The 25,038-nt window shown below is 67.1% G+C and carries 24 protein-coding genes and 1 pseudogene; 13 read left to right on the top strand and 12 right to left on the bottom strand.

Features of this window, described 5'->3' with window-relative positions; all coding sequences use genetic code 11:
* Positions 1 to 81 precede the first annotated feature (81 nt).
* From hsaA to hsaB, 4 genes are all read left to right on the top strand, one after another.
* A complete protein-coding gene (gene hsaA, locus F5544_RS02675) occupies positions 82 to 1,245 on the top strand; it encodes a 3-hydroxy-9,10-secoandrosta-1,3,5(10)-triene-9,17-dione monooxygenase oxygenase subunit (protein ID WP_167471688.1) in 1,164 nt (387 codons plus the stop codon).
* Positions 1,246 to 1,357: 112 nt separating this feature from the next.
* Entirely contained in the window at positions 1,358 to 2,236 is an 879-nt protein-coding gene (hsaD, locus tag F5544_RS02670) for a 4,5:9,10-diseco-3-hydroxy-5,9,17-trioxoandrosta-1(10),2-diene-4-oate hydrolase (protein ID WP_167471687.1), read from the top strand.
* On the top strand, positions 2,236 to 3,141 hold the full coding sequence (gene hsaC, locus F5544_RS02665) for an iron-dependent extradiol dioxygenase HsaC (RefSeq protein ID WP_167471686.1): 906 nt from the start codon (positions 2,236 to 2,238) through the stop codon (positions 3,139 to 3,141). Before hsaD ends, hsaC begins: the two co-directional genes overlap by 1 nt.
* A 19-nt stretch (positions 3,142 to 3,160) precedes the next feature.
* Positions 3,161 to 3,736: a 3-hydroxy-9,10-secoandrosta-1,3,5(10)-triene-9,17-dione monooxygenase reductase subunit gene (gene hsaB, locus F5544_RS02660; protein WP_167471685.1), complete on the top strand. Its 576-nt coding sequence runs from the start codon at positions 3,161 to 3,163 to the stop codon at positions 3,734 to 3,736.
* 99 nt (positions 3,737 to 3,835) lie between these two features.
* Here hsaB and dmpG read toward each other — a convergent pair whose 3' ends face one another.
* From dmpG to F5544_RS02640, 4 genes and pseudogenes are all read right to left on the bottom strand, one after another.
* Positions 3,836 to 4,873 (bottom strand): 4-hydroxy-2-oxovalerate aldolase, encoded by a 1,038-nt coding sequence (dmpG, locus tag F5544_RS02655; protein WP_167471684.1) that lies wholly within the window; start codon positions 4,871 to 4,873, stop codon positions 3,836 to 3,838.
* A gap of 12 nt (positions 4,874 to 4,885) precedes the next feature.
* Positions 4,886 to 5,790 (bottom strand): annotated as a pseudogene (locus F5544_RS02650) (acetaldehyde dehydrogenase (acetylating)).
* A gap of 11 nt (positions 5,791 to 5,801) precedes the next feature.
* Positions 5,802 to 6,587 (bottom strand): 2-keto-4-pentenoate hydratase, encoded by a 786-nt coding sequence (locus F5544_RS02645; RefSeq protein WP_167471683.1) that lies wholly within the window; start codon positions 6,585 to 6,587, stop codon positions 5,802 to 5,804.
* Between the two features lie 2 nt (positions 6,588 to 6,589).
* Positions 6,590 to 8,215, bottom strand: a complete 1,626-nt coding sequence (locus tag F5544_RS02640) for an FAD-binding protein (RefSeq protein ID WP_167471682.1) — start codon at positions 8,213 to 8,215, stop codon at positions 6,590 to 6,592.
* Between the two features lie 104 nt (positions 8,216 to 8,319).
* Here F5544_RS02640 and kstD point away from each other — a divergent pair, with 104 nt between their 5' ends.
* Both kstD and F5544_RS02630 read left to right on the top strand, forming a co-directional pair.
* A complete protein-coding gene (gene kstD / locus F5544_RS02635) occupies positions 8,320 to 10,029 on the top strand; it encodes a 3-oxosteroid 1-dehydrogenase (protein ID WP_167471681.1) in 1,710 nt (569 codons plus the stop codon).
* The gene (locus F5544_RS02630) at positions 10,029 to 10,895 is read left to right on the top strand and encodes a MaoC family dehydratase (protein WP_167471680.1); all 867 of its coding nucleotides are present in this window, start codon (positions 10,029 to 10,031) and stop codon (positions 10,893 to 10,895) included. Before kstD ends, F5544_RS02630 begins: the two co-directional genes overlap by 1 nt.
* 31 nt (positions 10,896 to 10,926) lie before the next feature.
* On the opposite strand, the gene F5544_RS02625 is transcribed toward F5544_RS02630, so the two are convergent.
* Positions 10,927 to 11,583: a VC0807 family protein gene (locus F5544_RS02625; protein ID WP_167471679.1), complete on the bottom strand. Its 657-nt coding sequence runs from the start codon at positions 11,581 to 11,583 to the stop codon at positions 10,927 to 10,929.
* Positions 11,584 to 11,750: 167 nt separating this feature from the next.
* Here F5544_RS02625 and F5544_RS02620 point away from each other — a divergent pair, with 167 nt between their 5' ends.
* Positions 11,751 to 12,188 carry an NUDIX hydrolase gene (locus tag F5544_RS02620; RefSeq protein ID WP_167471678.1) on the top strand — a complete coding sequence of 146 codons (438 nt, stop codon included), beginning with the start codon at positions 11,751 to 11,753 and terminating at the stop codon, positions 12,186 to 12,188.
* Here the strand turns inward: F5544_RS02620 and F5544_RS02615 are convergent.
* On the bottom strand, positions 12,164 to 12,763 hold the full coding sequence (locus tag F5544_RS02615) for a TetR/AcrR family transcriptional regulator (RefSeq protein WP_167471677.1): 600 nt from the start codon (positions 12,761 to 12,763) through the stop codon (positions 12,164 to 12,166). The genes F5544_RS02620 and F5544_RS02615 overlap by 25 nt on opposite strands.
* A 63-nt stretch (positions 12,764 to 12,826) precedes the next feature.
* Between F5544_RS02615 and zapE the strand changes: the two genes are divergently transcribed.
* The 6 genes from zapE to F5544_RS02585 all read left to right on the top strand — a co-directional run bounded on the left by zapE (position 12,827) and on the right by F5544_RS02585 (position 18,033).
* Complete coding sequence (zapE, locus tag F5544_RS02610) at positions 12,827 to 13,804, top strand: cell division protein ZapE (protein WP_167471676.1); 978 nt, start codon at positions 12,827 to 12,829, stop codon at positions 13,802 to 13,804.
* A gap of 97 nt (positions 13,805 to 13,901) precedes the next feature.
* Positions 13,902 to 14,825: a DUF4129 domain-containing protein gene (locus F5544_RS02605; protein ID WP_194252460.1), complete on the top strand. Its 924-nt coding sequence runs from the start codon at positions 13,902 to 13,904 to the stop codon at positions 14,823 to 14,825.
* A complete protein-coding gene (locus tag F5544_RS02600; protein WP_167471675.1) occupies positions 14,822 to 15,319 on the top strand; it encodes a hypothetical protein in 498 nt (165 codons plus the stop codon). Before F5544_RS02605 ends, F5544_RS02600 begins: the two co-directional genes overlap by 4 nt.
* A gap of 28 nt (positions 15,320 to 15,347) precedes the next feature.
* A complete protein-coding gene (locus tag F5544_RS02595) occupies positions 15,348 to 16,310 on the top strand; it encodes an AAA family ATPase (protein WP_167471674.1) in 963 nt (320 codons plus the stop codon).
* Positions 16,307 to 17,581 carry a DUF58 domain-containing protein gene (locus tag F5544_RS02590; protein WP_167471673.1) on the top strand — a complete coding sequence of 425 codons (1,275 nt, stop codon included), beginning with the start codon at positions 16,307 to 16,309 and terminating at the stop codon, positions 17,579 to 17,581. Before F5544_RS02595 ends, F5544_RS02590 begins: the two co-directional genes overlap by 4 nt.
* Positions 17,578 to 18,033, top strand: coding sequence for a hypothetical protein (locus F5544_RS02585; protein ID WP_167471672.1), 456 nt, complete (start codon positions 17,578 to 17,580; stop codon positions 18,031 to 18,033). The genes F5544_RS02590 and F5544_RS02585 overlap by 4 nt, the downstream gene beginning before the upstream one ends.
* Positions 18,034 to 18,052: 19 nt before the next feature.
* On the opposite strand, the gene F5544_RS02580 is transcribed toward F5544_RS02585, so the two are convergent.
* From F5544_RS02580 to F5544_RS02555, 6 genes are read right to left on the bottom strand one after another with little or no spacing between them, the layout of a single operon-like run.
* Entirely contained in the window at positions 18,053 to 19,231 is a 1,179-nt protein-coding gene (locus F5544_RS02580) for a lipid-transfer protein (protein WP_167471671.1), read from the bottom strand.
* The gene (locus tag F5544_RS02575) at positions 19,224 to 19,634 is read right to left on the bottom strand and encodes a MaoC family dehydratase (RefSeq protein WP_167478942.1); all 411 of its coding nucleotides are present in this window, start codon (positions 19,632 to 19,634) and stop codon (positions 19,224 to 19,226) included. The genes F5544_RS02580 and F5544_RS02575 overlap by 8 nt, the downstream gene beginning before the upstream one ends.
* A 26-nt stretch (positions 19,635 to 19,660) precedes the next feature.
* Positions 19,661 to 20,590, bottom strand: coding sequence for a bifunctional MaoC family dehydratase N-terminal/OB-fold nucleic acid binding domain-containing protein (locus F5544_RS02570; RefSeq protein ID WP_167471670.1), 930 nt, complete (start codon positions 20,588 to 20,590; stop codon positions 19,661 to 19,663).
* Between the two features lie 17 nt (positions 20,591 to 20,607).
* Positions 20,608 to 21,765, bottom strand: a complete 1,158-nt coding sequence (locus F5544_RS02565) for an acyl-CoA dehydrogenase family protein (protein ID WP_167471669.1) — start codon at positions 21,763 to 21,765, stop codon at positions 20,608 to 20,610.
* Positions 21,750 to 22,814 carry an acyl-CoA dehydrogenase family protein gene (locus F5544_RS02560; protein WP_167478941.1) on the bottom strand — a complete coding sequence of 355 codons (1,065 nt, stop codon included), beginning with the start codon at positions 22,812 to 22,814 and terminating at the stop codon, positions 21,750 to 21,752. The genes F5544_RS02565 and F5544_RS02560 overlap by 16 nt, the downstream gene beginning before the upstream one ends.
* Positions 22,815 to 22,834: 20 nt before the next feature.
* Positions 22,835 to 25,009 carry an acyl-CoA dehydrogenase gene (locus tag F5544_RS02555; RefSeq protein ID WP_167471668.1) on the bottom strand — a complete coding sequence of 725 codons (2,175 nt, stop codon included), beginning with the start codon at positions 25,007 to 25,009 and terminating at the stop codon, positions 22,835 to 22,837.
* Positions 25,010 to 25,038: the final 29 nt, after the last annotated feature.

Here is a 25,038-nt window from a genome sequence, read left to right as displayed (position 1 = left end):
CGACAGGAATAAGAACCTGTTCTAGTCTCAGATGCAAATGAGTACCGGTTATCAATCGACCAGGCAGGAGCAGGTCCGGAAATGACGCAGGAAGTGACCGAGCGGGTCCAGGCGCTGTTGCCGACGCTGCGCGAACGCGCGCAGGAGGCCGAGGACCTGCGGCGCATACCAGACGAGACGATGAAGGCACTGCAGGAGACCGGATTCTTCCGCCTGCTACAGCCGAAGCAGTGGGGCGGACACGCCGCCGACCCGGTGCTGTTCTACGACACGGTGCGCAAACTGGCCAGCGCCTGCGGCTCCACCGGGTGGGTGGCAGGCATTGTCGGCGTGCACAATTGGCATCTCGCGCTCTTCGATCAGCAAGCCCAGGAAGAGGTTTGGGGCGAGGACACCGACGTGCGGATCTCCTCGTCGTACGCGCCGATGGGCGCGGGCGTCGTCGTGGACGGCGGATATCTGGTGAAAGGCGCCTGGGCCTGGTCCTCCGGATGCGATCACGCCACCTGGGCGGTGCTGGGCGGTCCGGTGATCAAGGACGGCAAGCCGGTGGACTTCGGCTCGTTCCTCATCCCGCGCACCGAATACCGGATCGACGACGTGTGGAATGTCGTCGGCCTGCGCGGCACCGGTTCGAATACCGTTGTGGTGGAAGATGTTTTCGTACCCAGGCACCGCTTCCTCAGCTTCCGCACGATGAGCGAGCTGAAATCGCCCGGCCTGGCCCAGAACACCGATGCGGTCTACAAGATGCCGTGGGGCACAATCCATCCCACCACCATCTCGGCGCCGATCGTCGGCATGGCATACGGCGCGTACGCCGCACACGTCGAACATCAGGGCAAGCGGGTGCGTGCCGCCTTCGCCGGCGAGAAGGCGAAGGACGATCCGTTCACCAAGGTGCACATCGCCGAGGCATCGAGCGATATCGATGCCGCATGGCGCCAGCTGTCCGGCAATGTCGCCGACGAATACGCGTGCCTCGTTGCCGGACAAGAGATTCCGTTCGACATGCGGGTGCGGGCGCGGCGCGATCAGGTGCGCGCCACCGGACGCGCCATCGCATCGATCGACAAGCTCTTCGAGAGCTCCGGCGCCACCGCGCTGGCCAACGGCACACCGCTGCAACGATTCTGGCGTGACGCGCATGCCGGGCGGGTGCACGCGGCGAACGATCCCGAGCGGGCCTACCTGATGTACGGCACGCATGAATTCGGATTGCCGGTCACCGACGGAATGGTGTGATGCCCAACGCAACGCAGCGCCGCCGCGCTGCTTATGCGTTGGCCATCGGACGCTGTTCCGCGACCGGGGGCGCTTCGCTTCCCCGGTCGGCAAATGTCAGGAAGGTGGAAGTGTGACCTCAACCGCGGAACTCACCCGCGAGTCGACATCTCGTTACGCACAGGTGCGTCCGGATCTGAAGCTGCATTATCACGAGGCCGGAGTCGGCAATGGGCCGACGATCGTGCTGCTGCACGGCGGCGGGCCCGGCGCGTCCTCGTGGTCCAACTTCGCCCGCAATATTCCGGTGCTGGCGCGACAGTTCCATGTGCTCGCGGTTGATCAGCCCGGATTCGGGCTGTCGGACAAGCCGGTCGACCATCCGCAGTATTTCGTGCACAGCTCGTCGGCGTTGAAGGATCTTCTCGACACCCTCGAGATCACGGATCGCGTTCACCTGCTGGGTAATTCGCTCGGCGGCGGGACCGCCGTCCGGTTCGCGCTCGACCATCCGGACCGGGCGGGCAAGCTGGTCCTGATGGGACCGGGTGGCTTGAGCGTCAACGTCTTCGCGCCCGATCCGACCGAGGGCGTGAAGAAGCTGGCCGCCTTCAACGCCGAACCCACCCGGGCGAATCTGGAGGCGTTCCTGCGGATCATGGTGTTCGACCAGTCGTTGATCACGCCCGAACTCATCGAGGAGCGATTCGCCTCCGCGAGTACGCCGGAATCGCTCGCCGCGACGCGGGCGATGGGAAAGTCCTTCGCCGGAGCCGATTTCGAGCAGGGCATGCTCTGGCGTGACGCGTACAAACTCCGGCAACCGGTGCTGATGATCTGGGGACGTGAGGACCGGGTGAATCCGATCGACGGGGCTATCGTGGCTCTGAAGATGATCCCGCGCGCGCAGCTGCATGTCTTCGGCGGCTGCGGGCACTGGGCCCAGCTCGAGAAGTTCGACGAATTCAACCGACTGGCAGTCGATTTCCTGTCGAGTGCGAAGGGGAAGTGATGGGAATCCGCTCGCTCGGATATCTGCGCATCGAGGCCACCGACATCGCGGCCTGGCGCGAATACGCGCTGAAGGTACTCGGTCTGGTCGAGGGCAAGGGCACCGATCCGGAGGCCCTGTATCTGCGCATGGACGAGTTCCCGGCGCGGTTGGTCATCGTGCCCGGCGAAAAGGACCGGTTGCAAGCCTCCGGCTGGGAAACCGCGAATGCCGGTGAGCTGCAGGACATCCGGGATCGGTTGTCGGCCGCCGGGGTGCCGTTCAAGGAGGGCACCGCACAGGAGAAGGCCGACCGGCGGGTAGACGAGCTGATCGTCTTCGAGGATCCCTCCGGCAATGTCCAGGAGGCGTTTCACGGTGTCGCGCTGGAACATCGGCGCCTCGTCACGCCGTATGGGCATCGGTTCGTCACCGAGGAGCAGGGTCTCGGGCATGTGGTGCTGAGCACCAAGGACGACAAGGCCGCGCTGGAGTTCTACCGCGACGTCCTCGGCTTCCGGCTGCGCGATTCGATGCGGCTGCCACCGCAATTGGTCGGCAGGCCCGCCGACGGCGAACCCGCGTGGCTGCGGTTCTTCGGCTGCAACCCGCGCCACCACTCGCTGGCCTTCCTGCCGATGCCGACGCCGAGCGGCATCGTGCACCTGATGCTCGAGGTGGAGCGCGCCGACGACGTCGGGCTGGCCCTGGATCGCGCACTGCGCAAGAAGGTCAAGATGTCGGCCTCGCTCGGGCGGCACGTGAACGACAAGATGCTCTCCTTCTACATGAAGACCCCGGGCGGATTCGATATCGAATTCGGTTGCGAGGGCCTGGAAGTCGACGACAAGGACTGGATCGCGCGGGAATCCACCGCGGTGAGCCTGTGGGGTCACGACTTCACCATCGGACAGCGCGAGCAGTGACGGGCGGGGCGGCGAAACCATGACAGCGGAACAGTTTCCGGAGATCGATCCGCGAGTCTTCCGGAATGTGCTCGGACAGTTCTGCACCGGCATCACGGTGATCACCACCTTCGACGAGGCGGGCGCACCGGTCGGGTTCGCGTGTCAGTCGTTCGCCGCGCTATCCCTCGATCCACCACTGGTCCTGTTCTGCCCCACCAAGACCTCGCGTTCGTGGGCCGCCATCGAGCTGTCCGGGCGCTTCTGCGTCAACGTGCTGGCCGAGGAGCAGCGCGAGCTGTGCGCCCGCTTCGGCTCGCGCGAGCCCGATAAATTCGCCGGAATCACCTGGCGCACCTCGGAACTGGATCTTCCGGTGTTGGACGAAACACTGGCCGCCATCGAATGCGAGGTGGCCAGTGTCGTCGACGGCGGCGACCACCACATCGTCATCGGCCGCGTCCGTTCCCTCACCGAAGCCACCGCCACCGGCCGCCCCCTCCTCTTCTACCGCGGCCAATACACCGCCATCGAACCGGACAAGACCGTCCCGGCCCCCTGGCGCGCCGACCTCGAACACTTCCTCACCACAACCACCCTCGACACCTGGTTGTAGGCGGACCTGTTTCGGGACAACGCCGGAGGGGTTGTTGCCTCGAATACGTAATTGGCCGGTTGGCGCGGTAGGTGGGCCGCGGCAACCGGCTGTTTCGGATTATGCGGTGACGGTGTGTTGTTCGCGCTGGAGTTCCAAGGCGATATCGATGAGCTGATCCTCCTGGCCGCCAACGAGTTTGCGTTGGCCCGCGCGGACGAGCAGTTCGGCGGCGGAGACGCCGTAGCGTTCGGCCTGGCGCTCGGCGTGTTTGAGGAAGCTGGAGTAGACGCCCGCGTAACCCATCATCAGCGACTGGCGGTCGAGCAGGCATTCCTGCGGCATGGCCGGGCGGACAACGTCTTCGGCGGCATCGGCGATGGCGAAGAAGTCGATACCGGTCTTGATGCCGAGCTTGTCGCATACGCCGACGAGCGCCTCCACCGGCGTATTGCCCGCCCCCGCGCCGAAACGCCGTGTGCTGCCGTCGATCTGGGTCGCACCCGCGCGAATCGCATAGATGGAATTGGCCACCGCGAGATCGAGGTTCTCGTGGCCGTGGAATCCGACCTGCGCGTCGCCGCCGAGTTCGGCGACGATCGCGGCGACGCGATCCGAAACCTGCTCCAGCACCAGCGCTCCCGCCGAATCTACGACGTATACGCACTGGCAGCCGGCATCCGCCATGATCCTGGCCTGCTTCGCCAGCACCTCCGGCGGCTGCGAATGCGACATCATCAGGAAACCAACTGTCTCCAAACCCAGTTCGCGTGCCAAACCGAAGTGCTGGATGGAGACATCGGCCTCGGTGCAGTGGGTGGCGATACGGCAGATCGACGCGCCGTTGTCGCGCGAGATCTTGATGTCTTCCTTCACTCCGACGCCGGGCAGCATGAGCACCGCGATCCTGGCCTGCTTCGAGGTTTCGGCGGCGATCGTGATGAGTTCCTGCTCAGGCGTTTTCGAGAACCCGTAGTTGAACGACGAGCCACCGAGCCCGTCACCGTGGGTGACCTCGATGACCGGGACACCGGCGCCGTCGAGCGCGGTGACGATATCGCGCACCTCGGCGGCGGTGAACTGATGGCGCTTGTGATGCGAACCGTCGCGCAGCGAGGTGTCGGTGACGCGGATATCGAGTTCTGCGGAATAAGGCATGATTTGGCTCCTTTACACCCGGGCCGCGACGATCTGCTGAGCGATGACCTCGCCGACCCTGGTGGCCGCCGCGGTCATGATGTCGAGATTGCCCGCGTACGGGGCAGGAAATCGCCCGCGCCCTCCACCTCGACGAATACCGAAACCTTCGCCATACCACCGGATATCACCGACGGCGGATCGAATTGCGGCTCGTTGAGCAGCCGGTAGCCGGGTACGTAGTGCTGGATGTCGCCGACCATACGGTGGATCGATTCGGCGATCGCATCGGTATCCACATCCTCCGGTATGGCGCAGAAGATGGTGTCGCGCATGATCATCGGCGGTTCGGCCGGGTTCAGGATGATGATGGCCTTACCGCGCGCCGCACCGCCGATGGTCTCGACGCCGCGGCTGGTGGTCTTGGTGAATTCGTCGATATTGGCGCGGGTTCCCGGCCCGGCCGATACCGAGGACACCGAGGCGACGATTTCGGCGTACGCCACCGGCACCACCCGCGAAACCGCCGCGACGATGGGTATGGTGGCCTGTCCGCCGCAGGTGATCATATTGACGTTGGGCGCATCGATATTCGCGTCCAGGTTCACCGGCGGCACCACCGCCGGACCCACCGCCGCCGGGGTGAGATCCACGGCGCGGATACCGGCCTCGGCGTACCTGGGCGCGGCGGCGCGATGCACATACGCCGAGGTGGCCTCGAAAATCAGTTCCGGCAGTTCGGTTCGGGCCAGCAGCCAGTCGACGCCCTCGTGCGAGGTTTCCAACCGGAGCCCGCGCGCCCGCTTCAGCCCCTCCGAATCGGGGTCGATGCCGATCATCCAGCGCGGCTCGACCGAATCCGAGCGCAACAGTTTGTACAGCAGGTCGGTGCTGATATTGCCGGATCCGACGATCGCGGCGGCTACCTTCCTATTCACGTGAAGTCTCCTCAGCTGAATTGCAAACGGACGGAGCCGAGTCCGGCGAACTCGGCGTGGAATTGATCGCCGGGGCGCGCGTCGATGGCGCGGGTGCACGAACCGGGCAGCACCACATCGCCCGCGCGCAACCGCACCCCGAAACTGGCGACCTTGCGGGCCAACCAGGCCACGGCGATCACCGGATCACCGAGCACGGCATCGCTGCGGCCCTCGGCGACCACCGCGCCGTTGCGGGTGAGCACCGCGTCGATGCCCTTGATGTCGATATCCTTCGGCGCGACCCGCCCGGCGCCGAGCACGAATCCGGCCGATGACGCGTTATCGGAAATGGTGTCGCACAGCCGGATGTTCCAGTCCTTGATCCGCGAATCGATCAGCTCGATGGCGGGTGCGTAGGCCACGGTCGCCGCCAATACGTCTGCCTCGGTGCAGTTCTCACCGGGCAGGTCGGCGCCGAGCAGGAAGCCGACCTCCACCTCCACCCGCGGATACAGGTAACGCCCCTCATCGACCGGAATGTCCTCGCGCACTTCCATTTCCGCGAGCAGGTGGCCGTAATCCGGTTCGTCGACGCCCATCATCCGCTGCATGGCCTCCGACGACAGGCCGACCTTGTGCCCCACCACCTTCGCGCCGCCGTCGAGCCTGCGCCGGATATTGATCAGCTGGATCTCGTACGCATCGACCACGTCGATATCCGGATACCGGGTGATGAGCGGATCGATGGGCACCCGGTCGCGCTCGGCGCGCGCGAGTTCATCGGCCAGTTCGGTGCGTACCGCGTCGGACAGCAACGCTAATTCCCTTCCACGATTGTCTGATCGAGCACCTGCTCGATTCCGGCCGCGGACTTGCCCGCGCGGCGTCCGGAAAAGATGCAGTCGGCCAGCGAAAGCCCGCTCACATACGAGTCCGAGCAGATCCCGACGGCGGTGCGTCCCGCCGCGTACAGACCTGGAATATCCGCACCCGCAGCGGATTTCACCGCGCCGGTGCGCTCGTCGACGACGACGCCGCCCAGCGTAAGCATCGCGCAGGGATTGGTCAGGCTCGGTTTGATGCCGACATCCAACAGCCAGAACGGCGCAACGCGTGCGGGTTTGGTGAATTCGGCGGGTTTGCCGACCGGGTCGGGTGCGCCCGCCTCGATGGCGTCGTTGTGCGCCGCGACCGTCGCACGCAGCCCGGCCGGATCGACTCCGGCCTTGGCGGCAACGGCTTCCAACGTCGCACCGCGCACCGCGGTGCGACGCATCGCCTCGAACTGGGCCCGCTGGAACCAGGTCGACTGGGTGCGGATCTGCGCGGCTGCCGTGCGCATCAACTCGGAATCGGCGAGTACCCAACCCTTTCCGCCGTGCTCGTTGATCAGCTTGTGGCCCACCGCCGCGCCGTACCTGGTTTCGTCGATCACCCGGCCGCCCGCCGCGTCCACCAGCAGCGCGCCGGTGAACACGCTGGGCGGCAGGATGAACCGCCACGCGGAGATATTGCCCATCCGGTCGGTGGCCGCGCCCACCTGCTGGGCCATCCGGATGCCGCTGCCGTCGTCGCCGCTGGTGCCGAGTATCAGCCCGCCGCGATATTGCGGGCCGTGCTCCCTGACCATGCCGCGGTTGGCCATGAAGCCGCCCGCGCTGACCACGACGCCGCGGCGGGCGTGCACTCGAATCGTGGTGGCGTAGCGGCGATCCAGCCGTGCCAGTTGACGATCCATGGCCTGCCGCAGCGGGCGGTAGTAGATGCCGGGTTTCGCGGATAGCTTGGCCATCCTGGTGTATCGGGCGCGCACGCCGCCCGGCGCGTCGCGCAACGTCCGGCATTCGACGCCGATCACCGTTCCGTTGTCATCGGTGATCAATTGCGTTGCCCTGGTGAGGGTTTCCAAGCGCACACCCATCCGGGACGCGGCGGCGGCGAGCGGTCCGTACAGCTGTTTTCCCGACGTTCCCCGGCCTTTCGCGCGGTGCCCGCGCGGTGCGGGCTTCGCGGCGGCCCGGCCCATGCCGGATGCCTCGCTGCCCGAGTAGTAGAGGTAGTAGTCGTCGTTCGGATAGGAGGTTTTGTACGGACACAGCGACGCCTCGAACGGAACACCATGTCCGGCAAGCCATTCGATCATCGCCGGACTTTCGTCGACGAAACGCCGTAGTGTTTCCGGGGAAACCACGTCCCCCACTTCGTTTTCCAGATAGGCGAGCATCGCCTCCGGCGTGTCGTCGATACCGGCCGCGCGCTGGATCGATGTGCCGCCGCCCGCGTAGACGACGCCGCCGGACAGCGTCGACGCGCCGCCGCCCGCGTACCGGTCCAGCGCGAGCACCTGCGCACCGGCGGCGGCCGCCTCCAGCGCCGCGGCGGCGCCCGCCGCACCGAATCCGACGACGACCACGTCCGCGGTCAGGTCCCACTCGCGCCCCATGTACTTCACTCCGGTCCGAAACTGAAACAAGTTTTCTCAATGTATAAAAGTCTGCTGCCAGACAACATAGACCAACAGCGGCATCATTCTATAACGTGTTCTACATGATTGATCGGGAATACGACGTGGTGGTGGTCGGCAGCGGCGCCGGCGGTATGACCGCCGCCCTCACCGCAGCTCACCGGGGTCTCAGCGTGGTGATCGTCGAGAAGTCGGAGTTCTACGGCGGCTCGACCGCGCGCTCCGGCGGCGGCGTGTGGATACCGACCAACGACGCGCTGAAGAAGGCGGGTGCGGACGATATCGAGGCGGCCCGCACCTACCTGCACAGCATCATCGGCGATGTGGTCGACCGGGACAGGATCGACACCTATATCGACCGGGGGCCGGAGGCGTTCAACTTCCTGCTGCGCAACACCCCGCTGAAGATGCGATGGGTGCCCGGCTACTCCGACTACTACCCGGAGGCGCCGGGCGGGCGGGCACTCGGCCGCTCGGTGGAGCCGAAGCCGTTCGACACCAAGGCACTCGGCGCCGAGGCACGCGCCATGCAACCCGATTTCGCCAAGGCGCCGCTGAATGTCGTTGTCACCCAGGCCGATTTCAAGTGGCTGAACCTGCATCGGCGCACCGCGCGCGGCTTCCTGCGGGTATTCCGGGTTGGCGCGCGCACCTTCAAGGCACGGGCACTCGGGCAGCGCCTCGTCGGGCGCGGGCAGGCGCTGGTCGCCGCGCTGCGCAAGGCACTGCTCGACGCGCGAATTCCCCTGTTGCTCAACACTCCGCTGACCGACCTCATCACCGAGGACGGCGTGGTGGTCGGCGTCCAGGTGGAACACGAGGGGAACGAGGTGACGGTGCGCGCCCGCTACGGCGTGCTGCTGGCCAGCGGCGGCTTCGAGCACAACGCCGAGATGCGGCACAAATACCAGCGCGAACCGATCGGCACCGAATGGACGACGGGTGCGTCCTCGAATACCGGCGACGGTATCCGGGCCGGCCAGAAGCTCGGCGCCGCGGTCGATTTCATGGCCGACGCCTGGTGGGGTCCGTCGATCCCGCTCACCGGCGGCCCGTGGTTCTGCCTGGCCGAACGCAATCTGCCGGGCAGCCTGATCGTCAACGACCGGGCCGAGCGGTTCGGCAACGAATCCGCGCCGTATGTCGAGGCGGTGCACACCATGTACGGCGGCGAGTACGGACAGGGCGAGGGGCCCGGCGAGAACATTCCCGCCTGGCTGATCTTCGACCAGCGCTACCGGAACCGCTACATCTTCGCGGGATTGCAACCGGGACAGCGGTTTCCGCGTCGCTGGCTGGAGAAGGGCGTGATCGCCTCCGCGCCGACCATTACCGAGCTGGCGGAGAAGATCGGGGTGCCCGCCGATCGGCTCGGCGCCACCGTCGAGCGGTTCAACGGGTTCGCCGCGACCGGCAAGGACGCGGATTTCGGGCGCGGCGACAGCGCGTACGACCGCTACTACGGCGATCCGACCAACAAGCCGAATCCCTGCCTCGCCGCGCTGGTACAGCCGCCGTTCCACGCGGTGCAGATCGTGCCGGGCGATCTCGGCACCAAGGGCGGTTTGGTCACCGACACCGCGGGACGGGTGCTGCGCGAGGACAAGTCGGTGATCGACGGCCTGTACGCGTGCGGCAATACCAGCGCACCGGTGATGGGCCACACCTACGCGGGCCCCGGCGCGACCATCGGACCGGCGCTGACCTTCGGATACCTCGCCGTACTCGACATGGCGCGGAAAAAGGCGGACCATCCGATCGCATCCGCCGTCGGCGGCCAGGAGGAGAACTGATGCCCATCGATCCGAAAGTCGCACTCGGCGCGGAACTTCCGAGCCGGGAGTGCAGCTGGACCCCATCGGATGTGCAGCTCTACCATCTCGGCCTGGGCGCGGGCGCGCGCTGGACCGACCCGGCGGAACTGCGCTACCTGAACGACACCGCACCGCAAGTACTTCCGACCTTCGCGACGGTCGCGCCGACGCTGCGGGAAACCGAACCGCCCCGAGTCCACTTCCCCGGCATCGACATCGAGCTCGCGCATGTGGTGCACGGGAATCAGGAGGTGCGGGTGCACCGCCCGATCCCGGCCGCGGGCAAGGCGACCGTCACGGGGCGGATCGCCGAGATCTGGGACAAGGGAACGGCCGCGGTGATCGTGCAGGAGACGACCGCGACCGGCTCCGACGGCGCACCGCTGTGGACCGCCCGCTCCTCGATCTTCGCCCGCGGTGAGGGCGGCTTCGGCGGCGAGCGCGGACCCAGCGTCAAATCCGAATTGCCGGATCGGGCCCCGGATTACGACGTCACCACGCCGACACTGCCGCAGCAGGCGCTGCTCTACCGCCTGTGCGGCGACCGTAACCCGCTGCATTCCGATCCCGAATTCGCCCGCGCCGCAGGCTTTCCCAACCCGATCGTGCACGGCCTGTGCACCTACGGGATGGTGTGCAAGGCGGCCACCGATACCGCGCTCGACTCTGATGCGAGCCGGGTGACCGGCTTTCGCGCCCGCTTCGCCGGGGTGCTCTATCCCGGCGAGACCATCCGGACCCGGATCTGGCGTGATGATGACGAATTGACCATCGCCGCAACGGTTGTCGAACGCGAAGACGCCGCCGTACTCGGCGACGTCAAGCTGAGTTTTCGGTCCGAATGAGATCAGGTGGGTAGTTCACCCACCTCTCTCGTCACCGATCCCGGTTGCGCTTCCCGACCATGATGCTGACCACCATCAGGCCGGTCATGGTCGCAACCATCAGCACCGTGGACAGCCACACCATCGTGTGCACCGGCAGCTGGAAGGCCAGCACCACCCGCAGCACCGCCTCGGCGGAAAGTCCTACGCCCCACAGATATCCCACGTGGACGAAGGACCTGCGCACTGCCGGGATGGTGCGGTACTTCTCTTCGAACGCGGCAAGCGCCTCCGGGCCACGGGTCGAAATCGCCTTGTGCGCACCGTAATACGTCAACGGCCTGCCGATCAGCGCACTCACCAGAATCGCGACGCCCGCGGTGAGCGTGCCCGCCGAATCCTTGACGATCATCATCCGGGGATCGCCGGTGATCAGCGAGGTCGCCAGTCCGAAGGCGAAGATCGCCAGCATCAGCACCGACATCCCGTCCAACTTGCGCGCCCGGATCGCCTGGTATCCGAGCAAGCCGCCGGAGAACACCGTCCCAGCCAGCAACCCGGTGAAATCCGAATAACCGAGTGCGGTCGTCCCGTAGTACGCGATGAGCGGCAACCCGATGTCCAGCGCCATCGGCCGCAGCATCGTCAGCAGATTCGGCCGCATGGGATTCGCAACGACCTGCTCGGGTTCGGTCGAGGTTGTCGTCATATCGGTGCTCCTGAACTGGGGTTATCCGCACTTCCTGTCAGAAAGAACGCTACGGACGCGCGCCCCGCACCGACTCTGCGAACCATCACGACCTGACCGTGACACCTGTCATGGTCGGTCCGTGCTGGCAGACTCGCCGGCATGACACCGTTTGCCGGGCCGTTCGAATGACCGAGCGTCATCTCGTCGACGTGCACGTCCTGCTCGTCCGCGGCACCGAACTGCTGCTCAGCCTGCGCCGCAGCGCCGATCGGGAGTTCGACGGCCGATGGCATCTGCCCGCGGGCAAGCTCGAATCGAACGAGTCGGCGACGGCCGGTGCGGCGCGGGAGGCGTTCGAGGAGACCGGCGTGCTGATCGAACCGGCCGATCTGCGGTTCATCCACACCGCACATGTTGTCGCCCCGGGCCGCCCGGCCAGGATCGGGCTGTTCTTCGTCGCCGAACGGTGGTCCGGCGATCCGGTGAACCGCGAACCCGATAACTGCTATGAGCTGCGCTGGTTTTCGCTCGACGGGCTACCGGAGCGGATCATCGAATATTCGGCGGCCGGCATTCGCGCCTACCTCGGCGGCCCCGCCTACAGCGAACGCGGCTGGCCCTGATGCGTCAGAAAGGGTGTCAGCAGCCGGGTCAGCTGGTCGACGCTGTCCGGCGTACCTGTCGCTAGCTGTGCACGGGCACCGGCGAAGCGGTCGAACACGGCTCCCTCCAGCAGCGCGAGGAAATCCGCCGCCGCGCTGGTTGGATCAGAAAAACCCATGTGCTCGAACAACTTTCGCGCATGTTCGACAGAGAACAGGCTGCGCGCCAATCGGTCGTGGAGTTCGGCGTCCAACCGCAGATCGATGATGAGCGCATGCCGCGCGATCAGCTGGTTGCGCCGCCGCGCGAGCAGCCGGTCCAACCAGATCGCGTTGGCGCGGGCGACCGCGTTCGGGTCACCCAGGTCCACCGACTCGAATCCGCCGGTCAGGAAGTCGGCGCGGGACCGCGCGGCGATCCGGTCGACGATCCCCTCCAGGAGCGCGCGTTTGGTGCGGAAATAGTAGGACGCCGATCCGGCGGGCAGGTCGAGGGCGCTGTCGACGGCACGGTGGGTGAGCGCTCGAATACCTTGTGCCGCAATGATATCGATGGCCGCGTCGACGATCGACGCGCGCCTGTCCGGTGTGGACATCGTCACCTTCCCTGTCCGTCCAGCAAACCATCCTCTACAACTGTAGAGGATGAGGAGGTCGACATGGAAATCGGCGATATCGAACCGGATGCGGACCAGGCGCGCGCCGCGGCACGACTGGCGCGATTGCTGGACGGACGCGGCAGGCCGCGCAAGCGGCAGCGCGGGGTCTATCTGCACGGGCGTCCGGGTCGCGGCAAGACGATGGTGTTGAACCGGTTCTACGCATCTGTCGATTCCGAGCGGAAGCGCCGCTTCCACTTTCATGAATTCTTCGCCGAATTACATTCCGCCGCACATGAATCGGGTTCGATCCAAACGGCGATCGAGGCGTTGACCGGCAATGCCCGACTTGTCTGCTTCGACGAATTCCACGTGCACGATATCGGCGATGCCATGCTCATCGCCCGAATGTTGCGCGCGCTCTTCGCCCGTCGCACCACGCTGGTTGTCACGTCCAACTATCCGCCGAACGAACTGTTGCCGAATCCGCTGTTCCACGCGAAATTCCAGCCGAGCATCGACGAGATCCAGGCACACCTCGACGTGCTGGCCGTGGACGGACCACTCGACTACCGCACCAGGGCCACCGCCCGCGGCGGCTTCACCAACGGTTGCTACCTGGTCGGACCGGCACCCGCCGCCGGTCAGACCGAAATCCGGGTGGGGACCAGACATTTGATCGCCCGTTCGGACGCGGATGGCTGCCTCGCAATAGATTTCGCCGCGCTGTGCGGCACACCGACCGCGGCCGCCGATTATGTACAGCTGGCACACCGATACCCGCGCTGGCTCCTGCGCGATATCCCGCCGCTGCGCACCGTCCCGCCGGACTGGACCATGCGCCTGGTCAACCTCGTCGACGTGCTGTACGACGCGGACTCCGAGCTCACCGTCTACGCCGCCGAACCACTGCCGGGCCTGCTGTCCGGCGTTGTCGGCGTGCCCGATCTGGCGCGCGCCGCCAGCCGCCTCGGCGAACTGCAGAACTCTGCCGCCGCAGGGCAATTGACATTGGTGGACAATCCCGGCTCGAAATAAGCGGGCGTTTTCCTAAGAAATCGATTCTCGCTCGCGCGAACCGTTCGGCATGTAACCATGTGCCTGTTCGCTGGCACTGAGGTTTGGTGGTAACGCTGTGGCCGTGGCGCGAGCCGCGTTATTCCGCGTGATCGTGCTGATCACGCTGCTCGCGGTTGCCACGATTGCGCTGCGCGGCCACATCCCGGGCACCGGCGGATCCGGGAATCATCCGGCCCTGCCGTCCACGCTCGCCGCCGCGCTGATGCCGGTGTTGCTCACCGTTTCGATGGTGATCCTGGCCGCCGGCGTGATCGTCGGCCAGCACCGGCTGCCGCTGGCACTGCCGGAAATCGAGCGCAGGCGCCGACCAGGCGGGATCGGCCTGCCGCTGCTCGGTGCGCTCATCGCGCTGGGCGTCGCCGCGGCGCTGGTCGCCGCGGTCGCGCTGATCGGAATCGGCACCCGCAGCCCGGAGACCCGCTCGACCGCCGTACCGTCCCCCGAGCCTTCTACCAGCGAAACTGTCTCCACGGCAACCAATTCCGGCGAGCCATCCGGATTATCCGGCGCGCCGGTACTTTTCGTCGCGGTCGGCGCGATCGGGCTCATCGCCGTCGCGCTGATCGGCCTCATCGCCGTCGCCGTATCGACCAGGCACCACACCGATCCGGCCCCGCCGCTCGAACCCGAACCGGCGCCGACCACGATGGATTCGCTCACCAGGGCGGCCGAGATGGGTCTGGCCGCGGTCAGCGCACCGGGACAGGATCCGCGCACCGCGATCATCGCCTGCTATGTCGCGATGGAACGCGGATTGTCGATCGATCGCGCCGCGGCGCCATTGGTTTCGGACACCCCGATGGAGGTGCTGGCCCGCGCCTTCGAACGCGGCGCGCTGCACGACGCGTCCGCGCGCGAGCTGGTCGCGCTGTTCGAGGAGGCCAGGTTCAGCCCGCACGCCATGCTCGAATGGCAGCGCATGCGTGCCGAACAGCTGCTGCGCATCGTGCTCGCCGACCTGCAGGGGGAAAAGGTATGACCCGCTGGGGAATCGCCATCGCCGCCGCGCTCGCGCTGCTGGTGATATACGCGGCCACCTTCCGGACTGCCCGTGGCGCAATGCTGTTCGCCGCCGCGATACTCGTCGCGCTGGTCTGCGCTCAACTGCTGCTGTCACTGTTCGAACGACAACCCCGCCCGCCCGCACCGGAGCTCGACGAAATCGAGAACGGCCCGGCCGAGATGCTGCGCCGCTGGCAGGCCAGGGCCGAAATACTCGCCGAACGCGCCGACGGCAGCCGCGCCGACTGGGACCGCCACCTGCGGCCGATGCTCGCCAAGGAATTCGAGCTGTCCACCGGGCTGCGAATTACCAAGAACCGCAAGGCCACCGAGGCCGCGGGCCTGCTGCGGTTCGGTCCGGAGCTGTGGCGCTGGGTCGACCCGGCCGCCGCCACACCCCGCGACGAACGCGGCCGCGCACCGGGCCGGGCCGCCCTCGACGAAATCCTCCAGCGTCTGCAAAGGATGTGAACAGGTTGAACCGACTGCGAGTAGCCATATGACGATGCCGATGGAAGCCACCGTGCAGCGCAGCGAGGCCGTTCTGCGCGAGATCGGCCGCGTCGTCGTCGGCAAACAGGATGAGCTACAGCTCATCATGATCGCCGTGCTTTCGGGCGGGCATATTCTGATCGAGGATCTACCCGGGCTCGGGAAAACCCTGATAGCCCGGTCGTTTTCGGCCGCGCTCGGCCTGCAGTTCACCCGGGTGCAGTTCACGCCCGATCTGTTGCCCGCCGATCTGCTCGGCTCCACCATCTACGACATGTCCTCGGGCCGTTTCACTTTCCGCCGTGGACCGGTCTTCACCAATGTGCTGCTCGCCGACGAGGTGAACCGCACCCCGCCCAAGACGCAGGCGGCCCTGCTGGAGGCGATGGCCGAGGGGCAGGTCAGCATCGACGGCGAAACCTACCCGCTGCCACAACCTTTCATCGTGCTGGCCACCGACAACCCGATCGAGTACGAGGGCACCTATCCGCTGCCGGAGGCGCAGCTGGACCGGTTCGCCATCCAACTGCGGCTCGGATATCTGTCCGAACAGGATGAGACGCAGATGATCCGGCGCAGGCTGGAGCGCGGCGCGACACCCCCCGTCGTCGGCACCGTGGTGGACGCCACGGGGTTGCTGGAGATGCGGCAGGCGGTCGAATACGTCACGGTGCATCCGGACGTGGTCGGGTATGTCGTCGCCCTCGCGGCGGCCACCCGCAGTCATCCGCAGGTCGAGGTCGGCGCCAGCCCGCGTGCCGAACTCGATCTGGTGCAGATGTCGCGGGCCAGGGCGCTGCTGCTCGGGCGCGACTACGTGATCCCGGAGGACGTCAAGGCGCTGGCCGTGCCCGCGATGGCGCACCGGATCACGCTGCGGCCGGAGATGTGGGTGCGCCGGATCCGCGGCGAGGACGTGATCGCCGAACTCCTGCGCCGCCTGCCCGTGCCGCGCGCCACCGTGACATGAGGCATCGCGACGCGAGCACCGCCGTAGACGCCGAATTGTCTTGGCGCCCGGCGCCACTGGTGTACATGCTGGCCGGATGTGCGGCGGTCGCACTGGTCTCGGCGATCGCACTCGGCAAATGGCAGCTGGTGGTGTTCGCCGCACCGCTGCTCGGCGTGCTCGCCACCGCGCCACTTCAGCTGTCCACCACCAGAATTCAGGTCGACGGCGGCGGAACGCTGCGGTGCTTCGAAACCGAGGAGGTGGTGCTGACCATCGCCGCGTTCGTCGAGCACGGGCACGCGCTGCTTCGCTGCAAACCGGAAAAGGTTGCCGGACTGGATATTCAGGTCGAGGAAGCGGTCGATTCCGGGCAGACACCGGCCGGGCTGCGGCTCGCGCTCTCGACGCGGCGCTGGGGCCGGTATCCCATATTCGTGCGGGTTTCCGCGCTGAATCCGGCCGGGCTCGCGGTGGCCACCGCGATACTGCCCGCCGGACAATTGTTCGTCTACCCGATTGCCGACCCACAGCGAATCCGGTTGCCGCGCACCGAACTTCCGGAACGAATCGGCACCCACCTCACCCGCAAGCACGGTCCGGGGGTGGAGTACGCCGATATTCGCGCCTATGCGCCCGGCGATCAGCTGCGCACCATCAATTGGCCGGTGAGCGCGCGCCGCGGCAGGCTCTACGTCACCGAACGGCTCACCAATCGGTCCGCCGATGTCGTTGTGCTGGTGGATACTTCGCAGCAGGCGCCCGGTCCGGCCAGCGACTCGCTCGAACTGTCGGTGCGCGGCGCGGCCCAGGTGGTGCAGTCGACGCTGCAGGCGGGCGATCGGACGGCCGTCGTCTGTCTCGGCCGGTCGCCGCGGTGGCTGCGCCCGGATATCGGCCGCCGCCAGTTCTATCGGATCGTCGACACCGTGCTCGACGTCGGCGACGAGCACATCCCGACCACCGGCACGCTCGCACCGCATGCGGCGGTGCCGCTCGGGGCCATCGTGGTGGCGTTCTCGACGCTGCTCGACACCCAGTTCGCGCTGGCGCTGATCGATCTGCGCAAGCGCGGGCATGTGGTGGTGGCCGTGGATGTCTTGCGCGGCAACCCTTTCAACGACGGCCTCGAACCGACGCTGGCCAAGATGTGGCAGCTGGAGCGCACCGCGATGTACCGCGATATGGGCACCGTCGGTGTCGATATCGTCGCCTGGCCGGAGGAGGCCCGGCTCGACCAGGCGATGCGTGTACTCCCGGAGCATCGCCGCACCGTTCGGGTGCACCGATGACCAGATTCCTCGCGGTGCTCGCCGGTGCGCTCCTCGTCACGGCCGTCGGCATCATGGCGCCCGTGCTCACCATTCCGGCCGCCGTCCTGGTGGTCGCCGGCTGGTGGTTCCGCCCCGCCGCGGTCGCCGCGGTACTGCTCGCCATCGCGGCGCTCGCCATCGCCGACACCGGCGTACTATCCGCTGCCGCAACGGGTTTGGTGTGCACCACCTACCTGCTCAATACCGCGACCGTCACCGCGCCCGCCGGTGTCGTCCCGACGACCATCCCCTCCGTCGCCGGCGCCATCACCTTCGCGGCCGCCGCCGCACTGTCCGCATTCCTCCCGTTGAACCTGGCCTGGGCCCCCATCGCCGCCCCGATCCTCATCATCGCGCTGTACACATTGGTGATCCAGGGCCTGGCCCGCCGCAGCCGCACCGGAGACCAACCTGCCGCGCCGACCGGCTGACCCGAACAGTCGGCTCCGTTCAGTTGGCGCTGAGGATCAGACCGGAGGTGGGGACACCGGTGCCCGCGGTGACGATGACATTCTGCGGATCGGGGACCTGGTTCACCGAGGTGCCGCGGATCTGGCGGACGGCCTCGGCGATGCCGTTCATGCCGTGGATGTAGGCCTCGCCGAGTTGGCCGCCGTGGGTGTTGAGCGGCAGGCGGCCGCCGAGTTCGATCGCGCCGTCGGCGATGAAATCCCTGGCCTCACCCCGGCCACAGAAGCCGAGTTCCTCCAGCTGCATGAGGACGAAGGGCGTGAAGTGGTCGTAAAGGATGGCGGCCTGCATATCGCTGGGACGCAAACCGCTTTGGGCCCATAGTTGTTCGCTGACCAGCCCCATTTCCGGAAGTCCGGTGAGCGCGTCGCGGTAGTAGCTGGTCATCACGTACTGGTCGGCGCCGGAACCCTGTGCGGCGGCGGCGATTACGGCCGGGCGCTGCGGCAGGTCGCGGGCGCGTTCGACGCTGGTGACCACGATCGCGACGCCGCCGTCGGATTCCTGGCAGCAGTCGAGCAGGTGCAGCGGTTCGGCGATCCAGCGCGAATTCTGGTGCTCCTCCAGGGTTATCGGCCTGCCGTAGAAGAAGGCGGCCGGGTTTACGGCGGCGTGTTTGCGGTCGGCCACCGCGACGCGACCGAAATCCGCACTCGTAGCGCCGTATACATGCATATACCGGCGGGCGACCATGGCGACTTGAGCGGCAGGGGTGCCGAGGCCCTGCGGATAGGACCAGCCCGCGTCGATGCCGGACGAGGTGGGCGCCGCGGCCAAAGCCGTCGAGAATTGACCGAAGCGGGAGACCGAACGCTCGTTGAACGCGCGATAGGCGACAACCACATCGGCGATGCCGGTGGCTACCGCCATGGCGGCCTGCTGGATGGTCGCGCAGGCGGCGCCACCGCCGTATCCGATGTGGCTGAAGAACTTCAGCCGCGGAATGCCGACCGCGCGCGCGACGGCGGCCTGGGTGTTGGTATCCATCGTGAAGGTGGTGAGCCCGTCGACATCCGCAGGTGTCAGACCGGCGTCGGTCAGCGCCGCGCCCACCGCCTCCGCCGCCAACCGCAACTCGCTGCGTCCGGAGTCCTTCGAGAAGTCGGTCGCGCCGATGCCGACGATCGCGGCACGGCCCGAGATGCCCTGGTCAGTCATGCGAACTCCGATAGGCGATAACGGCTTTCGCCGTGATGTGATCGCCGAGGCTGTCCCGCCCGACGACGTCGATGTGGATATCGCCCGCCTCGATCGCGGTGACCGTTCCCGTGAGGGTCAGGGCGTCACCCGCGTACAGCGGCACGCCCAGGCGCAAGGCGATCGATTTGACGATGGCGCGCGGCCCGGCCCAGTCGGTGACGAATCGCTGCACCAGCCCGGCATCGGTGAGGATATTGACGAAGATGTCCTTGGAACCGCGGGCGACCGCCTTGTCCCTGTCGTGGTGGACATCCTGGAAATCCCTGGTGGCCAAGGCCGTACCGATGATGAAGGTGGGATCGGCCTCGATAACGAGTTCCGGCAGTACGGTACCGATCTCGACGGTCGGCTCCGCTGTCATCGGCGCACCGGTACGCGATGCTGTAGTCATTTCTCCACCACCCAGTAGGGCAAAGCGCCTGTGTCATCCAACTTCTCGAATACCACCCGCACCGGCAGACCGATCTCCACCGCGCCCGGATCGACACCGCGCAACTCGCCGAGCATCCGCACGCCCTCCTCCAGTTCGACCAGCGCGACCACGAACGGCAGCTGCCGCCCAGGCACTTTCGGCGCATGGTGCACGACGTAGCTGAATACCGTCCCGCGCCCGGACGCGACCAGATAGTCGGTGGTCTCCGACTTGTCCAGCCACAGCGCCGGAATCGGCGGATGGCGCAGCGAACCATCGGGTAGCCGCTGTATCCGCAACTCGCCGAGTTTGGTCCCCTCCCAGAAGAATTCGGTGTCCAGCGAGACGAGCGGCTTGACCCGTTCGCCGGATGGCGCCTGTGCGGTGCCCGGCGCGAATTTCAGCATCCGGAACAGCATTTCGACGACGACCTCATCGCCGACCTTCCATGACATCTGGAAGGTGATGAACCAGCCCTCGCCCAGCGCGGTCCGCTTCGGCCCACGAATGTCCGACAGCCGGTTGACCACCGAAACCTGCTCCCCCACTTGCAGATACCGGTGATATGTCTGCTGATAGTCGGTGGCGACCACCGAGGTGTAACCGGCGCTGTCCAGCAGCCGGAAGGTCTGGTCCATCGGATCGCTCTCCGGCCGCGAGCGATTGAGTCCCGGCATGGTCCACACCTGAGCCATGGCGGGTGGTGCGACGATTCCCGGGTGCCCGGCCGCGCGGGCGGCGGCCTCGTCGACGTAGATCGGGTTGGTATCGCCGATGGCCTCGACCCAGTTGTTGATCATCGGCTGATTGACCGGATCGCGACCGAGCCGCGGCGGGCAGTCGCCGTCGGCCATGATGGCCCCGGCGGCCTTCATAATCGCTTCCGGGGCAAGGGTTTCCGGCATGCGCGTCTCCTTGGTTCTCAGCGCGGTACTCGTGGCAGGCCGAGGCCCGCGGTGGCGACCAGCTCGCGCATGATCTCGTTGATGCCGCCGCCGAAGGTCACCACCAGGTTCTGTTTGGTCCGGCGGTCCAGCCAGGTGAGGAGTTCGGCGGTGGCCGGATCGGCCGGATCGCCGTAGTGCCCGACCACCTCCTCCGCCAGCCGACCCGCCTCCTGCAGCGATTCCGTCGAAAACACCTTGGTGGCCGAGGCATCCGCGATGACGGTGGCCTGATCGCCGTGGGTGGCGGCGACCTGCCAGTTCAGCAGTTCGTTGAGCCGCACCATGGCGTGGATGCGGCCGAGCGTGCGCCGCACCTCGCCCTCGGCGAGCACACCGCGCGGCTGTGCCCACTCCCGGACCCGGTCGTAGAGCTGTTCGATCTTGCCGGATGGCCCGAGGCTGACCCGCTCGTGGTTGAGCTGGGTCGTGATGAGCTTCCATCCGCCGTTCTCCGCGCCGACCAGCATGTCGGCGGGCACCCGGACATCGTCGAAATATGTTGCGTTGGTGTGGTGTGCGCCGTCGCAGGTGATGATCGGCGTCCACGAATAGCCGGGATCGGTGGTATCGACGATGAGGATGGTGATGCCGCGGTGGCGCGATTCCGCCGTTCCGGTGCGACAGGCCAGCCAGATGTAATCGGCCTCGTGCGCGCCGGTGGTGAAGAACTTCTGCCCGTTCACGATCCAGTCGCCGGACGCGTCGCGCACGGCGCTGGTCCGCAGCGCCGCCAGGTCGGTACCCGCCTCCGGTTCGGAGTAGCCGATGGCGAAATGGATTTCGCCGGACAGGATTCCGGGCAGGAAACGCTGCTTCTGGGCATCGGTGCCGAACTGCTGCAGCGTCGGGCCGACCGTGAGCAGCGTGACCAGCGGCAGCGGAACATCCGCCCGCACCGCCTCATTGAAGAAGATCTGCTGTTCGACCGGTCCGAATCCCTGGCCGCCGTATTCGATCGGCCAGCCGACACCGAGCCAGCCGTCGCGACCCATGCGCCGGACCACCGCGCGGTAGGCATCGCCGTGCCGGTTGATCGCCATCTCGGCTTCCTCTTCGGGCGTGACGAGACCGGCGAAGTAGGAACGTAATTCGGCGCGCAGCTCGCGCTGTTCGGTGGTCAGATCGACGAACATCTCGCCCCCAGACGGTCGAGCCGGAAGGATGCGCCGCCGAGCCAGCGGGCGATGTCCTTGGCCTGTGAGTAGTAGCGGTGCATCGGATGGGTGATATCGACGCCGAGGCCGCCGTGCAGGTGATGACACTTCTGCATGGCGCGCGGCAGGTCGGCGGCGACGCTGTAGGCCAGGATCTCCAGGTCGTCATCGATCCGGTCCTGATGGGCCTGGCTCGAATCATCCTGTGCGAGCGCCCAATTAGCGGATACCGCGGCGGCGTGCAGGGTGCGCGAGATGACGTACAGGTCGGCGATCTGCTGCGCCACCGCCTGGAATTCCGCCAGCGGACGGCCGAATTGCCTTCGGGTGCGCAGATGTTCGGCGGTGAGCGTGATCGCGCCCTTCAGCAGTCCGTCGGCCACCGAACCGATCGAGGCCAGCGCCAGCCGATGTAGTCGGCCGAGCGCACCGGGCAGCAGCTGTTCGGTGGGTATCACCACCTGATCCAGCAGCACCGTGCACTCCGGCATGCCGCCGGAGACCGGTGACGGGGTCTTGGTCAGTCCCTGAGCGTCCGAATCAACAAGAGCTACACCGGAATCGGTGGGTATCAGCAGCCAGCGGGCCTGCTCCGCATATGGCACGGCCACCTTGTGTCCGGTGATCCGCACGGTGCTGCCGTCGGAGACCGCATGGGTTTCCGGCTTCACCGCGAACGGTGCGGCGGGCTCGTTGAGCGCCGCCGTGACCACCGCACCCTGCGCGATCTCCGGATACACCCGCTGCGCGACCCGGTCCGGCAATACCGGCAACAGCGCGAGCAGCCCGAAGCCGAGGGTCGGCAGCGCGGGCACCGCCACCGCGTCGGTCGCCAATTCGGTGAGCAGCACCGATATTTCGGGCAGGCCGAGGCCGTCGCCGCCGAATCGCTCCGGCAGCGCGACCGAGAGCAGCCCGGTCTCGACCAGGCTCGGCCACAGCCCGATATCGCGCGCGGGCTCGCGCTCCAGCAATCCGACGACGACCTCGGCCACCGCGTCCTGACCCTCGTCCCTGGTGAAGTCCACGCTCATCTCCCGGTTCTCGTTTAACCGTCCGCGTCGCGCGGCAGTCCGAGGATGCGTTCCCCGGCCACCGTCAACAGGATCTGTTCGGTGCCGCCCGCGATGGAAAGGCAACGGGTTTGCAGAAATTCGGTGACCGCCGCGTTCTCCTGCGCCCCGGCGGGCCCCGCCGTCTCGACCGCGAATTCCGCCACCGCCTGACGGTGCCGCACGCCGACCAGCTTGCGGACGCTGCTCTGCGCGCCCGCGTCACCGCCCGCGATGGTGGTCGCGGCGGCCCGCTGCTCCAGCAGCAGACCCGAAACCGCCTCGGCGACAAGTCCGCCCAGCCGGTCGTTGCGCAGTTCCGCACCCGGGCCGGTGGCGGGCAGCCGCGCCAGCAGTTCCTCCAGCTCGGCGCCGATTCCGTTGCCGCTCATGGCGATCCGCTCGTGCGACAGGGTGGATCTGGCGATCCGCCATCCATCGTTCAGCGCGCCGACCAGGCAGTCGTCCGGCACGAATACGTCGTCGAGGAATACCTCGCTGAACCTGGCCTGTCCGGTGATCTGCACCAGCGGCCGCACCTCGATGCCGCCGGTGCGCATATCGACCAGGAAGTAGCTGATGCCACGGTGTTTCGGCGCGGCGGCATCGGTGCGCGCCAGGCAGATCGCCCAATCCGCCCTGGTGGCTTCGGAAGTCCAGATCTTCTGCCCGCGCAGGCGCCAACCGCCCTCGACCCGCTTCGCCGTGGTGCGCAGCGCCGCCAGATCCGAACCCGCCTCCGGCTCGCTGAACAGCTGGCACCAGATGATCTCGCCGCGCAACGTCGGCAGCGCGAACCGATCGATCTGATCCTGGGTTCCGTGGCGCAGCAGCGTCGGAATCGCCCAGCCGCCGATCACGATATCGGGCACCGCCACCCCGGCCCGCCGCAATTCCTCCGAGATGACAAGTCCCGCGGTGGCATTCGCGTCGCGGCCGTAGGGCGGCGGCCAGTGCGGCATCACCAGCCCGGCGTCGACGAGCGCGGCCCGCTGCCGCTCGGCGGGCAGCGCCGCGATCTCGGCGATCTGCGCGACCAGCTCGCGATGCCACGAATCCGGAATGGCGGCAATGTCTTCGGCGGCGAGCACCCGGTCGGCGCCGGTGGTCCGGCGGGCGCCGGAGCGGGTCAGCTCGGTGACCCTGGCCCGCCAATGCGCGCCGCCACCGAGCAGCTGGCGCAGCGCGGTAGCCCGGCGCAGGTAGAAGTGGGCGTCGTGCTCCCAGGTGAAGCCGATGCCGCCGAGTACCTGGATGCAGTCCTTGGCGGTTTCCACCGCGGCGTCCAGCGCGACCGCCGCGGCGATGGCAGCCGCGATCGGCAACTCCGCACCGCCCTCGTCCACGGCGGCCGCGACATCGGCGGCCAGCGCGCGGATCAGCTCGGTCCGGCACAGCATCCAGGCGCAAATGTGTTTGACCGCTTGGAAAGATCCGATCTTGCGCCCGAATTGTTCGCGTACCTTGGCGTACTGGACCGCGGTCTCCAGACACCAGCCCGCGATGCCCGCCAGTTCCGCGGTGGCAAGCGCGGCAACCAGATCCGCGACATCGTGCGGTGCGGTGAACACCCGCGCGTCGGGCACCGACACGGCGTCGCAGTGCACTCGCGCCAGTGGCGCACTTGGGTCAACCGGTGCGAGCGGCTCCACCCGCAACCCGGTGGTATCCGGCGGAATCAGGCACCAGCGCAAGCCATTCGGCGTCCGGGCGGGCAGTAGCACCGCGGTGCCCGGCGCCGCGCCGAGCACCAGATCCCAGACACCATCGAGCAACACGGCGCCGGATGCCGGTTCGATGCCGGCGGTGCCCGCGGGTACGCTCTCAGCGGAGCCGACAGCGTTGTCGAGCGCGATACCGCACGGCAGTTCCTCGTCCAGCGCACCCGCGGTGACCAGGTTGGCCACCGCCGTCGCCAGCACCGGCCCGCCGACGAGGTCGTGCGCGGCCTGCTCGACGAGCACCGCGAGGTCGGCGACGGTCCCACCGGCGCCGCCGTTCGCCTCGCACACCGCGACCCGGAATATTCCGAGCCCGGCCAGCCCGGGCCAATACGCGCGCCAGAAATCGGCGGTCTGCTCCCGCATTGTTGCAATTGGGCGCACCGATCCCGCCCACCCGCGCATCGACTCCTGAACGGCTTTATGCTCGTCAGTGGTGGCGATGGTCACACTCCATACCGCCTTTCCGGCGTGACTCC

This window comes from Nocardia arthritidis (genome assembly GCF_011801145.1).
Taxonomy (GTDB): domain Bacteria; phylum Actinomycetota; class Actinomycetes; order Mycobacteriales; family Mycobacteriaceae; genus Nocardia; species Nocardia arthritidis_A.
The sequence above is the reverse complement of the archived record's forward strand: the minus strand, read 5'-3'. Positions and strand labels throughout refer to the sequence as shown.

Coding starts and splice junctions, on each gene's coding strand:
- hsaA (WP_167471688.1), top strand. CDS start 82: ATGACGCAGGAAGTGACCGAGCGGGTCCAGGCGCTGTTGCCGACGCTG.
- hsaC (WP_167471686.1), top strand. CDS start 2,236: ATGGGAATCCGCTCGCTCGGATATCTGCGCATCGAGGCCACCGACATC.
- hsaB (WP_167471685.1), top strand. CDS start 3,161: ATGACAGCGGAACAGTTTCCGGAGATCGATCCGCGAGTCTTCCGGAAT.
- dmpG (WP_167471684.1), bottom strand. CDS start 4,873: ATGCCTTATTCCGCAGAACTCGATATCCGCGTCACCGACACCTCGCTG.
- F5544_RS02640 (WP_167471682.1), bottom strand. CDS start 8,215: ATGGGGCGCGAGTGGGACCTGACCGCGGACGTGGTCGTCGTCGGATTC.
- kstD (WP_167471681.1), top strand. CDS start 8,320: ATGATTGATCGGGAATACGACGTGGTGGTGGTCGGCAGCGGCGCCGGC.
- F5544_RS02630 (WP_167471680.1), top strand. CDS start 10,029: ATGCCCATCGATCCGAAAGTCGCACTCGGCGCGGAACTTCCGAGCCGG.
- F5544_RS02625 (WP_167471679.1), bottom strand. CDS start 11,583: ATGACGACAACCTCGACCGAACCCGAGCAGGTCGTTGCGAATCCCATG.
- F5544_RS02620 (WP_167471678.1), top strand. CDS start 11,751: ATGACCGAGCGTCATCTCGTCGACGTGCACGTCCTGCTCGTCCGCGGC.
- F5544_RS02615 (WP_167471677.1), bottom strand. CDS start 12,763: ATGTCCACACCGGACAGGCGCGCGTCGATCGTCGACGCGGCCATCGAT.
- zapE (WP_167471676.1), top strand. CDS start 12,827: ATGGAAATCGGCGATATCGAACCGGATGCGGACCAGGCGCGCGCCGCG.
- F5544_RS02600 (WP_167471675.1), top strand. CDS start 14,822: ATGACCCGCTGGGGAATCGCCATCGCCGCCGCGCTCGCGCTGCTGGTG.
- F5544_RS02595 (WP_167471674.1), top strand. CDS start 15,348: ATGACGATGCCGATGGAAGCCACCGTGCAGCGCAGCGAGGCCGTTCTG.
- F5544_RS02590 (WP_167471673.1), top strand. CDS start 16,307: ATGAGGCATCGCGACGCGAGCACCGCCGTAGACGCCGAATTGTCTTGG.
- F5544_RS02585 (WP_167471672.1), top strand. CDS start 17,578: ATGACCAGATTCCTCGCGGTGCTCGCCGGTGCGCTCCTCGTCACGGCC.
- F5544_RS02580 (WP_167471671.1), bottom strand. CDS start 19,231: ATGACTGACCAGGGCATCTCGGGCCGTGCCGCGATCGTCGGCATCGGC.
- F5544_RS02575 (WP_167478942.1), bottom strand. CDS start 19,634: ATGACAGCGGAGCCGACCGTCGAGATCGGTACCGTACTGCCGGAACTC.
- F5544_RS02570 (WP_167471670.1), bottom strand. CDS start 20,590: ATGCCGGAAACCCTTGCCCCGGAAGCGATTATGAAGGCCGCCGGGGCC.
- F5544_RS02565 (WP_167471669.1), bottom strand. CDS start 21,765: ATGTTCGTCGATCTGACCACCGAACAGCGCGAGCTGCGCGCCGAATTA.